Raw genomic sequence first — 15,768 nt, 5'->3', positions numbered from 1 at the left:
GATCATTAGGCATATTCATCAAAAATGTTTCATGAGGATCTTATTAAAGCAGGACTATAATTTAGTTAGAGCGGTGAAAATGAGGGGAGTAATTTGTCTAGATATTTTTACGGAAGACAATTAGATAAATCTAACGTTATCTATCCTTATGATAAGGTGGAAGAATATCCTTTGGCACAAGATTACTCATTGATAAAAGGGTTTGAAGAAGCTGCAGACATAATAATTCAAAAATTGACAGTAGATACGCAGGTTAATTCCACAAATGATAATTTAGTTTATCCGCTTCTTAATATATATATTTGTATTATTGAATTTTCCCTAAAGCTGATCATAAAACATCTTCTTAATCATATCAGCACTGGCTGTGAATATCTTGAATGTCCGAAGTCTAGTAAATTAGAGAAATTACTAAATCATAGTCATGATTTAAAAGAGTTATTTAAAAATCTTAAAGATATTTTAAAGTATAAGGAAAAAAAACACCCACATAGCAACCTAGACTTAAAATTCATAGCTATAGTAATTCAAGCATTTAAAGATAATGCGGTTAGCTTAATTAGTTCACCTCATACAAATATAAAAAAACTATATCCTTCTTATCAAAGGCAAATAAATAGCGAAATTTTTAGATTTCATGAAGATATTAAAAAAATTATTCATATGTTTTTAGATTATCCAAAAAATGAAAATTTCAGATTATGTGAACTCCAATTTTTTACAACTTGGGGCCTTGAAAAACTTAGAGAAACAGAGCGGTTAGGTAGTGAGAGTGCTGGACTTTTCAAAAATTTATTCCCCAAAAAAAGCTATCAAGATTCTATTTCAGCTATTATTCCGGATTTAAAACTTACTGATGAAGAATTTAAATTTCTTGAGGAAGTTAAACATTTTTCTATACAGAAAAAACAAGCATTATTAACTTGTCTATACCTTGCTCATCGTACACTTAGTCAAGTCAATGTTGAAAATGTATCAGAGACTGAAGCAAGTGAAAAAATATATGAGTATAAATATTTATATCAACGAGGAATTGATAATCTAAGGGTGTATATTTCTTATATTGAGCAATATTTGTAGTAACCGTTTTTATTGATCAAGTTTTAAAACTTCCCCGAACACTTATATTTATAAGTGTATAGCTTAAACTATTTTACCAATGGCCAATGTTAGGTGCAGACATCCAAGGCTCTTGTTGGGGTAGGGCGTTGCCTTTTTGTAATAATTCAATAGAAATATTATCAGGCGAGCGTATAAAAGCCATATAACCATCACGAGGAGGTCTATTAATTACCACGCCTGCTTCTTGTAAACGTTCACAAGTTTCATAAATATTATCTACACAATAAGCGAGATGTCCAAAGTTACGACCTTCAGAGTAAGTTTGATTGTCCCAATTATAAGTTAACTCAAGCATAGGGCCTTTAGATTGCTCAGCCTGGTTCAGATCGCCCGGGGCGGCTAAGAATACTAAAGTAAATTGGCCTTGTTGATTCTCTATTCGTTTTACTTCAACGAGCCCTAGTTTATTACAATAAAAATCGAGGGAGGCATCTAAATTAGTCACCCTAACCATGGTATGTAGATACTTAATCATGTTCGCTCCTAAATTTGTTAACTAGATTTTAGAATAAAATTCTTAAAAAGAGCTACTGAATATAACTAAACTTTATTAGATTATTTTAGGTTGAATAAGTTGTTCCGCAAGGTCTGCATATTTTTGTGCTTTTTGCTGGTGTGTTAGGCAGCGAGGTTTAAATAATTTTGGGGTGTAATGAACCTCTAGCGTTGGTGATGTTTGCTTAAACGTTTCTTTTTTAGGAATTTTGGGTAGTTTAGGATCTAATGTTTTCTCTAAATCATTGACCGTTGTCTCAACAGTTGCATTAATTTCACTGAGCTCTTGATTGAATGTCACTTTTAATGCTTCATATTCTTTCTTACTTTCATTTCTCAGTCGTTTAAAAATGATATCAGGCGTAGCTGTGTAACTTAACTCGTTATTACTGTGGATATCATACCACTCTAAATATAAGAGATTTAACTGAGCAGCATTGTCTTTTTGTGCCACAATTTGTTCAGTAGTTAAAATTCCTTTCTCTTTATGAGATTGATAAAATTTATCTAACTCAATACATGTTTTAATGGCTTCTATATAATAATCTCTGACAAGTTTGGCTTTATCAAAATTGTCAAATGCCGCTAACATACGCTCATTAATCTGGAATTCAGGTATTTCATAAGCGCCACCATAGTAAGCTTCTCGTAGCCCATTATATACTTTATCTTTTACTTGTACGTATTTAGTAGCTAATGCCACGCCAATAAATAAAGCAGGTATAAAAACGGCAGCAAAAGCGAGTTCAGGTAATCCTAAAGGAGATAATAAAGCAGCAATAACAACAATGAAACTAACCGCAATAATAACCGGCATGACAGTACGATATAGCTTCCAGAAAATACTTTTTTCATGCAGGGCAATGTCCTTATACTCAGTGTAAAGAGGTAAAAAAGGACTAAAGAGGCTGGTTAATATTGATTTTGCTTCGGCGACCTGATTGGCAGCGCGATTATAATTATAGAAATCAAAAATAGCTAAAAATGAACTTTCATTTTGAGTAGCAAAACCTGTTGCTTGAATAAAGGCATGCGCATCGGAGAGACGACGTAGAAATTCATTAGCTTGATTAACGAAAGGATGAGAAAGTAAATAAGATAAAGAATTTGAGGCTGATCTAGAATCAATCTTATCTTCTTGTATCCAATGGTTATTAATTAATAATAGTTGTTCTTCAACGTAGTGTTTTAGTTTTTGATGATAAAGTTGTAAAAGTTCATGTATCGATAGTTCTGTATGATTATTAAATGCTTGTAAAATAGCATTTGCAATTAAATCAGCTTGGTTTAGATTAAATTGTTTGAGATTAATAAATTGCAAGTCGTGTAAGCTAATTTGGTCCATACAATAATAAATAAGAGAACTTAATTGCTCTTTTTCTAATTTATTTATTTCTTCTGGCGTTTTATTAGATAAATTAATGGCTGCTAATAATTTTTCAATTTCTGTCTGTGAGTTAGCTGCATTAATTCGATAATTTAATAAATGAAAATACTTAATTAAATGAAAGAGATTTTCCTTGATTTCAACTAAATTGAAATTGTTTCGTAATTCAGCTAATTCTAAATCATTATCAAAGTTTGCAAGCCAGGTTTGTTGAGCATCTTTATATTTCTGTTCTAGTTCTTTGAGCTTAGATTGATTTTGCCAGTTAGAGATTTTACTGAACTCTCCTCTGGCTTCTTCTAGTTGTTTTTTTAAATCAATTTTATGATGCAGATAAGCTTGTGAATAAACTTGATTAATAATGTGTTGATGTCTTGCTTCTTCAACTCGATTTAACTTAGGGAAGTCTTCTACTAACAAAAGGAAATCGCATTTATCTTTTATTAATTGGAATGCTTTATCTTCTTTCGCTTTTACTTTATATGATTTAATCTGTTCTTTAACGGTATTTGCTAGTTGTTCTTTTTCTTTTTCTATAGATGAAAAAAGCAAATTAAATAGATTTAGAGAATGCTGAAGATGACTTATATCTTTCTTAATTTTCTTTATTAAGGTAACAAAATCTTGTCCCGTAGCACTTACTTGAAAAGTGAGCCGTTCATCGAGGGATAAAAGAGAATAACCAGGAATTATCTTTTCAGCAATATCTAAAAATTCCATGACTTTCTTTATTATTTTTTAAACTGCCAATTTTTTAACATAGAATTCTTAAGGAAATCTTAAAAGCAACGTCTTAAATTAGGTAATATAGACAATACTAGTGTCTTACTTTATGGTAATCGCTTATAACTGGCGTACTATAATATTTTATTGGTATTAAAATTTAAGACAAAAATAATTTTACTTTCAGGTTAAAAAATTGAAATCGTTTACCAACTAAGTTCAGTTTTATTCTGCACGCTAGCAAAATTTGTTTTCTGTTAAATTTGATTTATAAAACTAAGTGCTTGTTAAGAAAGTTCAAACAAGGCATATTTATATTTTTATGTCGTAATATTAGGGAGAGTAATGAAAATCATAGGGCGATGTTATTCAATTGCAATAGCTGTAACTTTATTAACACCAAGCTCTTTTATATTAGCTGCCCCTATAGCTATCGGTGATGGCGCTACTGCTACTGGCGCTGATGCGGTGGCCATAGGTACAGATGCTAATGCTTCAGGCGATCAAGCAACGGCTACAGGCAACAGTGCGCAAGCGACTAATACTGATGCAACAGCGACAGGTAATGCTGCAAATGCTAGCGGTGAAGGGTCTACAGCCACAGGCTCTAACTCCAATGCTGCAGGTCCTCAATCTACAGCCACGGGTTTTGAAGCAAATGCTTCAGGGGAAAATGCAACGGCTACAGGCAATGGTGCGCAAGCGACTCAGACTGATGCAACAGCGACAGGTAATGCTGCAAATGCTAGCGGTGAAGGGTCTACAGCCACAGGCTCTAACTCCAATGCTGCAGGTCCTCAATCTACAGCCACGGGTTTTGAAGCGAATGCTTCAGGAGTGCAAGCAACTGCTACAGGTACTGGCGCACAGGCCACGGCTGGTAGTTCAACAGCTAGCGGGGCTAATGCGCAGGCCCTAGCAGAAGAAGCCACCGCTACTGGCGTTAATTCACAAGCGACAGGTATCGGTTCAACTGCTTCAGGTGTCTCATCTAATGCTTCAGGCGTTTTCTCCACAGCTACTGGTGCCCGTGCAGAGGCCTCAGGTGTTTTTTCAACCGCTACTGGGGCTGATGCGCAAGCTCTAGCTGAAGATGCCACTGCTATTGGATCTGATGCACAAGCTGCCGGCGTAAGCTCAACAGCTGTGGGAACGGAGTCAAATGCGGCTGGCTTTCAAGCTACGGCAACCGGCGCTAATGCTCAAGCTCTAGGTGATAATTCAACAGCTTCTGGAGCAGCTGCGAATGCAGCTGGTGTTCAAGCTACGGCGACTGGTGCTGGTGCCCAAGCTTTAGCTGATAATGCAACAGCTAATGGGGCTAATGCGCAAGCAGCTGGTATAGGCTCGACAGCCTCAGGCTTTTTGGCTAATGCTTCAGGTAATCTAGCTACAGCTAGTGGTGCTGGTGCGCAGGCTAGTGGCGACGGTTCAACAGCAAGCGGTACTAATGCTCAAGCAACTGCAACTAATGCTTCTGCAATTGGTGCTGGTGCACAAGCCATAGGGGTAAATTCAACTGCGATAGGTGTTGGTGCGCAGGCCAGTGGTGTCGGCTCAACTGCCTCAGGTATTTTGTCTAACGCTGCAGGTAATCTAAGCACGGTTACTGGTGCTGGTGCTCAAGCTATAAATGACAATGCAACAGCGACTGGCGCGAATGCTCAGGCGGTTGGAATTAATAGTTTAGCCAGCGGAGTAGGTGCGCAAGCATTAGGAAGTAATTCTACTGCTTTAGGTGCGAATTCTCAGGCCTTAGCATTAAACTCGGTAGCAATTGGTGAAGGTTCGGTAGCAACTAGAGCTAATACAGTTTCCATAGGTAATGATCTACAACCAAGACAGTTAGTGAATGTTGCAGCAGGTGTTGAGGATACAGATGCTGTAAACGTATTTCAATTAAATCAAGTTGCACAGCGTGTCGAATCAAGTGCAAATAAAATAAATGAATTAGAAAATAAAATTTTTAATTTAAGAGGAATAGTAAGAAAATTAGACAGAAGAATTGACAGAGGCCTTGCTTCTGCTTCTGCTCTTTCTGGATTATTTCAACCATATGGTGTTGGTAAAATCAACCTTTCAATTGGTGTTGGAGGTTATCGTGGTGAGAATGCTGTTGCTGTTGGCATGGGTTATAGAAGGTCAGAAAATTTTGCTCTCAAAGCCGGCCTTGCCAGTACTGGTAATAACTCAATTGCTTATAGCGCCGCAGTGAATTTTGAATGGTAGAGTCTATAAAAACAGATATGCCCGAAAGGGCGTATCTACAATCTAGTTAATAAAGTTAATCTCAATGTTTATACTAATTTAATATTAATAATAAATGTATATTTCGTAACCTATTATAAAGATAATTTTATAGCTTGAAGTTAATACAACTAATTTAATGTACTATTTATATGCTTTAAAATTTGGCATGGAAAACAATTTAAATTTTCAGGATGAAAAAAATGAAATCATTTATTGAACAAGCTCAGTTTTACTCTGAATATCACCAAAAGCCGGTTACCTTTTATACGCATCTTATAGGTATACCACTTATTATTTTTTCACTTATGATCTTTTTTGGTTTTTTTCATATCGTGGTTCCTATGGTGATGGATATTCGAGTTTCTGATATTCTGACCGTTCTTATTCTTATTTATTATATAATTTTAAATTGGCGTTTAGGACTTGTATTAGTACCAATTTTTACTTTTATGGTATGGGTCGCTGATTTAGTTAGTTGGGCAGGGCCTACCAGAGGCGCTTTATGGATGTTTATTATTCTTTTTATTTTTGGTTGGGTATTACAGTTAGTTGGCCATTTTATGGAAGGCAAGCGTCCAGCATTGGTTGATAATTTTTGGCAAGCGCTTATTGCGCCTTTATATTTAACTGCTGAAATATTTTTTAAAATGGGACGTATGCAAGATCTTAAAAATCAAATTCATCATGATCTGTCTTTTGAAAATGAGCCTAGTACTAATACGAAAAGGAATCAGCCGGATGTTTTGCCTTAGGAATTTTAATTTAATCAGGCTTCCTAGAGTCATTTATCTATATGCTAATATTTTATAAGGTAAGTTTTGTTCATTTTGGAATCCTTAACATTAAATACACAAAGAAAAGCTCTGCAATCAGAGCTTTTCGATTGTAATTTTATGTTGTAATAATTTTTCTTTAATAAGCTCTGCTTGCGCCAATTTTTCCTTCTCTTTACTAATGATTTCAGCAGGCGCTTTATCCGTGAATTTAGAATTATTAAGCTTACCTTGTGCTAAAGAGATATCTTTATCCAGTTTGGCGAGCTCTTTATTTAAACGAGCTAATTCTGCATCTTTATTAATAAGTCCTGCCATGGGAATTAATAATTCAAGTTCTCCAACTACTGCTGAAGCCGATACAGGTGCTTCTTCCCCATCTTCTAAAAAGTGAATATTGGCTAATTTACTTAGTGCCATAAGGATGACTTGATAATTCTTAAAGCGCTCCTTTTCTAGGGAAGTTGCATTTTTAATCTGCAGCATAATTAACTTGGCTGGAGAAATACTCATCTCACTACGAATAGTACGTATAGATTGAATAATATCTTTAATCCAACTCATTTCGTTTTCTAAATTTTTATTAACGAGCTGTTCATTAACTTGGGGATAAGCACTTAACATAATACTTTCGCTATTTTGACTAGTAAGCTTACTAGTCCGTTGCCATATTTCTTCCGTAATAAAAGGCATAAGAGGGTGTAGAAGTTTTAAGATTTGATCCAACACATGAATTAATGTTCTACGTGTGCCACGTTTCATAGCACCTAATGCTTGTGAATCATAGAGAATAGGCTTAGACAATTCTAAATACCAGTCACAGTATTCATGCCAAACAAACTCATATAAGGTATGTGCTAATAAATCAAAACGATAAGTGGCTAGGTAATGGTGACAACTGGCTATAGTATGTTGTAAAGAAGATAAAATCCATTGATCAGGAAGACTATATTGAAAGGCGCCATCTTCTAAATCAATTTGTTCTTCTGTTTGCAGTAAAACATAACGAGCGGCGTTCCATAATTTATTACAAAAATTACGATAGCCTTCAACCCGATTTAAATCAAAGCGTACATTGCGACCAAACGAGGCAAGAGAACAAAAAGTAAAGCGTAATGCGTCAGTTCCAAAAGCAGGAATTCCTTCAGGAAATTCCTTGCGCGTCGCTTTAGCAATTTTATCTTTTAAAGAAGGTAACATCATATTAGAGGTGCGTTTAGCAACCAAACTATCAAGATCAATACCATCAACGATATCCAGAGGATCTAATACATTTCCTTTTGATTTAGACATCTTATGCCCTTCGCTATCGCGAATTAAGCCTGTAATTAATACTTCTTTAAAAGGGATTTTGCCTGTAAATTTCAAACCCATCATAATCATGCGAGCGACCCAGAAGAAAATAATATCAAACCCGGTTACCAGAACGGAGGTAGGATAAAATTGCTCAAGCTCAGGTGTTCGTGCAGGCCATCCTAAAGTTGAAAAAGGCCACAGGGCTGAGGAAAACCAAGTGTCTAAAACATCTTCATCTTGTTTTAAGGGTAAAGCATCATCTAGAGAGTATTTAAAACGGACATCTTTCTCACTATAACCAACATAAATATGGCCATGATTATCATACCAAGCTGGAATTCGATGTCCCCACCAAAGTTGACGACTAATGCACCAATCTTCAATGTTTTCCATCCATTGAAAATAAGTTTTAGTCCAAGTTTCTGGAATAAAGCGAATTTCCCCTTTTTTAACGGCTTCTATAGCGGGCACTGCTAATGGTTTTGTTTTTACATACCATTGGTCTGTTAATAATGGCTCAATAACAACATTTGATTTTTCCCCGCGCGGAACCTTCAATTTATGTGGTTCAGTTTTAACTAGGAACTTAAGCTCGGTTAAATCTTTAATAATTTGTTCACGCGCAATAAACCTATCCATACCTTGATATTTAATCGGCGCATTTTTATTAATAGCCCCTTTTTTAGTAAGAATATTAATCGCGGTGAGATTGTGGCGTTTACCAACTTCATGATCATTAAAATCATGAGCCGGGGTAATTTTTACGCAACCTGTTCCGAATTCTTTATCAACATAGGTATCAGCGATAATGGGTATTTGTCGATCACAAAGAGGAAGATTAACATGCTTGCCAATTAAATTTTTATAACGCTCATCTTCTGGATGCACTGCAATGGCTACGTCCCCTAACATGGTTTCAGGCCGGGTCGTAGCGATAACTATAAAATGATCTGAATCAACAATGGGATACCGAATGTGCCATAAAAATCCATCTTCTTCCTGTGAGATAACCTCTAAGTCTGAAACAGCAGTACCTAATTTAGGATCCCAATTAACTAAGCGTGTGCCTCGATAAATTAAACCTTCATCATATAATTGAACAAAGACTTTCTGCACAGCAGCTGAAAGACCTTCATCCATAGTAAACCGTTCACGTTGCCAATCTACTGAAGAACCAATACGCCGCATTTGTGACGTTATCTGGTTGCCTGACTCTTCTTTCCAATGCCAGACATACTCTAGAAATTGCTCTCTAGTCATATCTTTACGCAATAGTCCTTTACTTTCTAATTGACGTTCTACTACAAGCTGCGTAGAAATACCAGCATGGTCTGTACCAGGTTGCCACAGTGTTTTATGACCTAACATACGATGATAACGAGTTAAAATATCCATTAGCGTATGTTGAAAACCATGGCCCATGTGTAAGCTGCCCGTTACGTTAGGCGGTGGCAACATAATACAGTACGCTGCGCCTTCACCTTGGGGCTGGAAAAAGTGCTGGTTTTCCCATTCTTGGTAACGAAATTTCTCTATTGCTTGAGGAGAATAAGTCTTATCCATGGTATAGCCTGTAATCAATTAATAATGCATAAGGCTGGTGATTTTAACACGTATTGATTGTTATTGACGACAGAAGTTTCATAGACTTTTTCGGAAACCGCCATTGAAGGCAGCCTTAACTGAAAAAGTGCTTCAAAGCCTGTCCCCATGTAGATGGGGATTCTTATGTACTTTCTCTACAATGCGTTTTTTCAACTTAGCACTAACTGTTCCCAAAGAAGTCTAGTTAAGAATACATTAGGTATTTAAGAAACCCGCGGGGTTTTCATCTAGGTCTACTTTTTTTGCTTCCTCATGCCTATGGTCAGCCGCAAGATAAGTATACATGGCTGGTACAACAAATAAGGTAAACAACGTGCCAATTAATAGACCTGAAGAAATGACAAGTCCTATATCAAATCGGCTCACTGCTCCTGCGCCTTTAGCAATTAATAAAGGAAAAACACCAAAAACCATCGCTGCCGTGGTCATTAAAATTGGCCTTAAACGAATTGCTGCTGCTTCTTCTACTGCCATGCGTTTATCTAGTTTCTTTTCTCGTTGCAGTTGATTAGCAAAATCGACAATTAAAATACCATGTTTGCTAATTAAGCCAATGAGGGTAATTAAACCAACTTGAGTATAAATATTAATAGAAGCAGCACCTACATTAAGAGGTATTAATGCACCACAAATGGACATGGGTACGCTTATTAAAATAATTAAAGGATCACGAAAGCTTTCATATTGAGCTGCTAAGACTAAAAAGATAATAATAATAGAGAAGAAAAAAGCAAGAATTAAGGCTGTTCCTTCCTGAATATATTGCCGTGACTGACCACCAAAATCATAAGTATAGCCTTGCGGTAAAGTAGCCTTTGCTTCATTTTCTAAAAACTCTAATGCTTGACCTAGCGTAATACCTGGTACAGTGACCCCTTGAATAGTCGCTGAGTTTAGTTGTTGAAAATGGGTGACTGAATTGGGTTGAGTCTTTTCTATAGGTGTAACTACAGTTGATAAAGGAACCATCGTTCCACTTTTAGAACGTACATAGATTTTTTCTAATTGTTGAGGGGAAAGTCGATATCGTCTATCGAGTTGAGGTATGACTTGATAGCTTCGACCTTGTAAATTGAAGTAATTTACATAGTTTCCAGATAAAGCACTAGTTAAGGTACTTCCTATATCTTGCATATCTAGACCTAAGTCCGCTGCTTTTGAGCGATTAATCTGCAATATAATTTCTGGTCGGTTAAACTTAAGACTATTATCAAGAAAAATAAAATAACCACTCTTTTGAGCCTTATCCATTAGTTGATTAGAAATTTCAAATAATGTTTGAAAATCATTGGTTGTTTTAATGACGAATTGAATAGGTGTCCCACCGCCACCGCCTGGTAAGGGTGGAGGAATAATGGCAAAGGCTTTTAAACCAGTTACTTGATCTAATTTATCTTGCAGAGGTCGCTCTAGGGCAAATTGAGTACGCTTGCGCTGATCCCACGGTTTTAAAACCATCCCGGAAACCGGATTACTTGAATTAATATTAAAATAATACGCAGCTTCTGGAAAACTCTTGTAAATTTTATCAAATAATTTTGTAAAAGCTGCAACATAATTAACTGTAGCGTACTGAGGTGCTGTAGCAACAACAAAAAAGAAACCTTGATCCTCTTCAGGAGCCATTTTTTTAGGGGTTGTGGAATACAAATAAGGTAGCATTAATAAAATAGCTACAGCGAGAACTAATATAATCGCGCGGGTGTCTAGGAGGCTATGTAACTTACGTTGATAATAATTTTTAGCAGAATTAAATTTTCTATCAAGGAATTGAACAAATCGTCCGGTATTAATTTCATTAGAAAATAGTTTAGAACACATCATTGGCGTTAAGGTGAGTGCAATAACGCCTGAAATAATAACAGCACTAGCTAATGTAAATGCAAATTCTTTAAAAAGAGCGCCGGTTAAGCCACCCATAAAACCAATAGGTGCATAAACAGCAGCTAAAGTAATAGTCATGGCAATGACTGGCGTTGCAATTTCTCGTGCACCAATCATTGCTGCCTGAAAAGGTGTTTTTCCTTCTTCTAAATGTCGATGAACATTTTCGACAACTACAATCGCATCATCGACAACTAAACCAATGGCTAAAACAAAAGCAAGGAGGGTAAGTAAATTTATTGAGTACCCGAGAAAAAGCATCAAAGTGCATACCCCAACTAACGATAGAGGAATAGTGACAACGGGAATAATGACTGAACGAATAGATCCTAAAAAGAGAAAAATAACAACAATGACTATCAGAGCCGCTTCTATAATTGTTATGACCACTTCTTTAATGGATGCTCTAATAAAATCAGTGGCATCATAAACAATAGTCCCTCCTAATGTTGGAGGAAAATTTGCAACAATAGATGGAAAATTTTTTCTAACTTGGCTAATTACCGTTAATGGGTTAGCGGTTGGAGTAGGGGTAATTGCAATAAAGACGGCTTGCTTACCGTTAAACGTAACGATAGTGTTATAATCTTGTGATCCTAATTCTACTTTAGCGATATCTCTTAAACGAATAAGTGCTGATTTATCTTCTCTAACAATTAATTTACTAAATTCTTCTGTATTGTTTAAATCAGTATTAGCATTAACGTTAATAGCAACATATTCTCCTTTAGTATTTCCTGCTGCAGTTAAGAAGCTATTACGAGCCAGCACATTTGTCACATCTGCAGGTGTAACATGTAGGGCCGCCATTTTCATCGGATTAAGAAAAATCCGCATAGAATAAGTTGCTCCCCCGAGGAGCTGAGCTTGAGCAACGCCATCAACTGTCTGTAACTGTGGTTGGACTACACGTACAGCATAATCAGTAATTTGCTGAGGTGTCATCTGAGTACTATCTAAGCTAATATACATTAAAGGTGTTGATGTATCAGAACTTTTGATAATGATGGGTTGTTGTGCCTGCGGAGGTAATTGATTTAAGGTCTGCTGAACCTTACTCATTACATCGGTAAAGGCAACTTGAGGATTAAAATTTAATTTAATTGTAAGGGTGATTGTGCTTAGACCTTGGACACTAGTAGAAGTCATATAATCAATTCCTTCAGCACTTGCAACAGCAGCTTCTAAAGGTGTAGTAATAAAGCCAGCAATGAGACTAGCATCAGCACCCGGGTAACTAGTGGTAATAGTAATCACGGTATTATCCATACGAGGATACTGACGAATTTGCATAGTAAATAATGAATTTAAACCGAATAAGAAAATTAACAAACTAACCACGGTCGCTAACACGGGGCGTTTAATAAAAATATCGGTAAAATTCATCCGTTTCCCTAAAAAATTCTAATAATTTAATTTCATTACTGACCTAATAAGTCAGGATTAACAACGTTATCTAGTTTAATATCGTTATTAATTATAACTCGTGCTCTGTCTTGTAATTTAAGTTCGCCAGAACCTACTACCAATTGGCCTGGTTTTAGGCCATTTTTAATGATGGTATAATTACCTTCTTGCTCACCTGTTTCCACAAAAACACGTTTCGCCTGGAAAATATCTTTTCCAGCTTTATCTTTTTCGCCGGTTTTTTCAATAAGAAAGACTGAATTGCCATATAAACTATAAGAAATTGCTGTTGAAGGTAGAACTAATACATTGGGAATGGAAGGTTGCTCAACATAAATTGCAGCAAACATACCTGGAATAAAAACAAACTGATTAATATGATTCTTGGTATTTATATCTGTGTTGCATTGTATAATCTTTTTGTTGCCATTTTCTTCATTTTTTACAGTCAATAGTTTTGTTTTATTAATTGTTTGTAATGCTTGAGCTGGGCAATTAGGAACAGTCGCTTGAACTAAAATATTATGAGTGTTGGGATCAACCTTGGCGTTAATGGCAGAAATTTCACCCTGGAAAAGTAAGTTAGGAAATTCCTCTAGGCTTAATAGAACTTTTTGTCTTAAATGTAACTTTTTAAAAAATTGTTCTGGTAAATTAAATTCAAGGAAAAGGGGATCCATTGACTGTAATGTAACAATGGCAGTTTGGCCAGGTGTAACATATTGACCAAGATTAATTTGCCGGATGCCAAGTTTGCCAGAAAAAGGGGCGATAATATGTTTGTTTCTGATTTGCGCTTCAATTTTTTCAACATTAGCCTGAGCTTGTTCTAAGTTGGCTTTAGCTTCATCGACACTCGTAATAGGTGTAGCTCCGCGCCCAGATAGTGTAACTTGGCGTTTATAACTGACCTCTCTTAATTCTTTATTTGCTCGTTCAAATTTCAATTGCGCTTGTTCAACAGTATCATTTAGATCAACTAAAGGCATGCCTTTTTCAACATACTGTCCTGATTCAAAATGGATTGCAACAACTTGACCTGCTTGTTCTGAGTTTATCTCTACACCATTTACAGCAACAAAATTACCTACAGCAGAAATACTGGGTTGCCAATTTTTTTGCATGACTTTAACAGAAGAAACCGTAACTGGAACAGCCTGGAATTGACGAACAAAACGCTGAATCATTATTCCTTTAATAAAATTAAATGCAATGATACCGCCAAAGACAACTAGCAATGCTATTATCATAATAGTCATGCGCTTTTTCATTTTTATTCCTTTCAGTTTTATCTAAGCATGTAGTCAGGAGGTTTTAATTCTCTAGTGCTACCTGTAAAGCTCTACATTGCATCGTAGGGTAATCTCACTTAAAGTTAATTAACTATTATACATTTTGTTGCTTCAATCATTTTGTGTCTGTCTAAAACTTAAAATAGGCTTCTTTGGAAATCGCCATTGACGGGCAATCTTAGCCGAAAAAAGTGCATTTAAAAAATGCTCATATATTTATATATGCTGCGTATACATACAGCGCTTTTCAACACTTCTTTCAATCGACCTTGTCTTATCACTAGTAGTTTTAGAAGAAGTTTAATGTAACTTTTTACTTTAAATGGAATAAAATAAAGCTGATTTGAATACTTGACCTACGAATGCATTAATATATCACAATTCGGTAAGAGTTGAAGTAGAAAGAAATTAGATGTGATCGGAAAAAAAACCTATTGACTAAATGGTATCCTTTGTTACCATGCCTTTTGTTTTTAACACAAAAGGGGTAATTATGAAAGTAAAATCTTTATTGCTTGCCTGTTGTTTAGGTTTATTATCAACTGCTTATGCAGAGAATCGCCATGTGCATCCAAAAGTTGAAGCGCTTAAAACAGAAGCTGTAAGTGCTGCTAAAAAGGCAATGGCTCCTGGTTTTTGCGAAATTGAAATTATTAATAACAGTTATGATAATGTTACAGTGTATGGTCGTTTTGATGATGGTAGCACTTTAGCACCTTTTAATGTTTATAGTTTTGAAGCGCCACATTACATTGATTTATACTACTATGGTTACTGTCACCGTGATATGTACTTAGATATTGTTACCTTTAGCGGTTACCATATTTATTCCGGTTACACACGTTCTGAAACAACTGTAAGAATAGTTCCTTATCTTCAAAATCAAGTAAAAGCGGAAGTTCGAGCTAAATAATTAACTTGATTCTAAGGACACAGTGTAAGTTGCATTGTGTCCTTTTAATGGCCTGGAGGTATTATGAAACGTTATTTTCTAATTTTACTGCTGTTGCCATCATTAGGATTTTGTTCAACCGTATATCATCATGCATCACTAGGATATAACTTTAGACATGCAGTTAATATGCATGGTCATAATGAAACTACTGTAGTCATTGAAAGACCTTATCGAACCTATAGAGTACCTGCACCTTCTTATTATCGTTATTATCATCGATATCGTAGTCATCCCCGTTACTACTATCGAGGACGCTCTTATAACCATTATCAAGAACGAATTGATGATTATGGTTATAATGGCCATATACATGGACATCGATAAGTTTTTTTTAGAGATTAAACTAAAAAATTTTTAAAACTGCCTGGAAAATGATTAATTAAATAAATCAATTTTTACAGGCAAAATAAATTAGCAGTTAAACGATAAGCCATTAAGTAATTAACTTATATACCAAATCAGTTAGCGCTAAATATCCTTTATGCAAGTTGTGCCGTTTGCTTTTTATATAGAAATTTAAGTAAGCTTTTAATTTAAGTATCTAAGCTTATCTATCTTGTCTACAATCAAGCTAAAAAA

General features: G+C 35.6%; 10 protein-coding genes. 5 read left to right on the top strand and 5 right to left on the bottom strand.

Annotated features, from left to right (window positions below):
- The first annotated feature begins 93 nt into the window (after nt 1-93).
- Nucleotides 94-1,080: a hypothetical protein gene (locus E1P04_RS07185; protein WP_131782250.1), complete on the top strand. Its 987-nt coding sequence runs from the start codon at nt 94-96 to the stop codon at nt 1,078-1,080.
- A 73-nt stretch (nt 1,081-1,153) separates the two neighbouring features.
- Here the strand turns inward: E1P04_RS07185 and E1P04_RS07180 are convergent, their stop codons facing one another.
- Both E1P04_RS07180 and E1P04_RS07175 read right to left on the bottom strand, forming a co-directional pair.
- Complete coding sequence (locus tag E1P04_RS07180) at nt 1,154-1,594, bottom strand: VOC family protein (protein WP_131782491.1); 441 nt, start codon at nt 1,592-1,594, stop codon at nt 1,154-1,156.
- A 78-nt stretch (nt 1,595-1,672) separates the two neighbouring features.
- Nucleotides 1,673-3,724: a hypothetical protein gene (locus E1P04_RS07175; RefSeq protein WP_131782249.1), complete on the bottom strand. Its 2,052-nt coding sequence runs from the start codon at nt 3,722-3,724 to the stop codon at nt 1,673-1,675.
- Nucleotides 3,725-4,072: 348 nt separating this feature from the next.
- Between E1P04_RS07175 and E1P04_RS07170 the strand changes: the two genes are divergently transcribed.
- On the top strand, nt 4,073-5,956 hold the full coding sequence (locus E1P04_RS07170) for a YadA family autotransporter adhesin (RefSeq protein ID WP_131782248.1): 1,884 nt from the start codon (nt 4,073-4,075) through the stop codon (nt 5,954-5,956).
- Nucleotides 5,957-6,177: 221 nt separating this feature from the next.
- Nucleotides 6,178-6,729, top strand: coding sequence for an Mpo1 family 2-hydroxy fatty acid dioxygenase (locus tag E1P04_RS07165; protein WP_131782247.1), 552 nt, complete (start codon nt 6,178-6,180; stop codon nt 6,727-6,729).
- Between the two features lie 117 nt (nt 6,730-6,846).
- On the opposite strand, the gene E1P04_RS07160 is transcribed toward E1P04_RS07165, so the two are convergent.
- The 3 genes from E1P04_RS07160 to E1P04_RS07150 form a co-directional block, all read right to left on the bottom strand.
- The gene (locus E1P04_RS07160) at nt 6,847-9,609 is read right to left on the bottom strand and encodes a valine--tRNA ligase (RefSeq protein ID WP_131782246.1); all 2,763 of its coding nucleotides are present in this window, start codon (nt 9,607-9,609) and stop codon (nt 6,847-6,849) included.
- Between the two features lie 237 nt (nt 9,610-9,846).
- On the bottom strand, nt 9,847-12,921 hold the full coding sequence (locus E1P04_RS07155; RefSeq protein ID WP_131782245.1) for an efflux RND transporter permease subunit: 3,075 nt from the start codon (nt 12,919-12,921) through the stop codon (nt 9,847-9,849).
- Between the two features lie 35 nt (nt 12,922-12,956).
- A complete protein-coding gene (locus E1P04_RS07150) occupies nt 12,957-14,213 on the bottom strand; it encodes an efflux RND transporter periplasmic adaptor subunit (RefSeq protein ID WP_131782244.1) in 1,257 nt (418 codons plus the stop codon).
- Nucleotides 14,214-14,727: 514 nt separating this feature from the next.
- Here E1P04_RS07150 and E1P04_RS07145 point away from each other — a divergent pair.
- Both E1P04_RS07145 and E1P04_RS07140 read left to right on the top strand, forming a co-directional pair.
- On the top strand, nt 14,728-15,147 hold the full coding sequence (locus E1P04_RS07145; RefSeq protein ID WP_131782243.1) for a hypothetical protein: 420 nt from the start codon (nt 14,728-14,730) through the stop codon (nt 15,145-15,147).
- A gap of 63 nt (nt 15,148-15,210) precedes the next feature.
- The gene (locus E1P04_RS07140) at nt 15,211-15,513 is read left to right on the top strand and encodes a hypothetical protein (protein WP_131782242.1); all 303 of its coding nucleotides are present in this window, start codon (nt 15,211-15,213) and stop codon (nt 15,511-15,513) included.
- Nucleotides 15,514-15,768 lie beyond the last annotated feature (255 nt).

It is taken from the genome of Legionella gresilensis, assembly GCF_900639865.1.
GTDB lineage: Bacteria > Pseudomonadota > Gammaproteobacteria > Legionellales > Legionellaceae > Legionella_C > Legionella_C gresilensis.
This window is presented reverse-complemented; position numbering and strand designations above follow the sequence as displayed.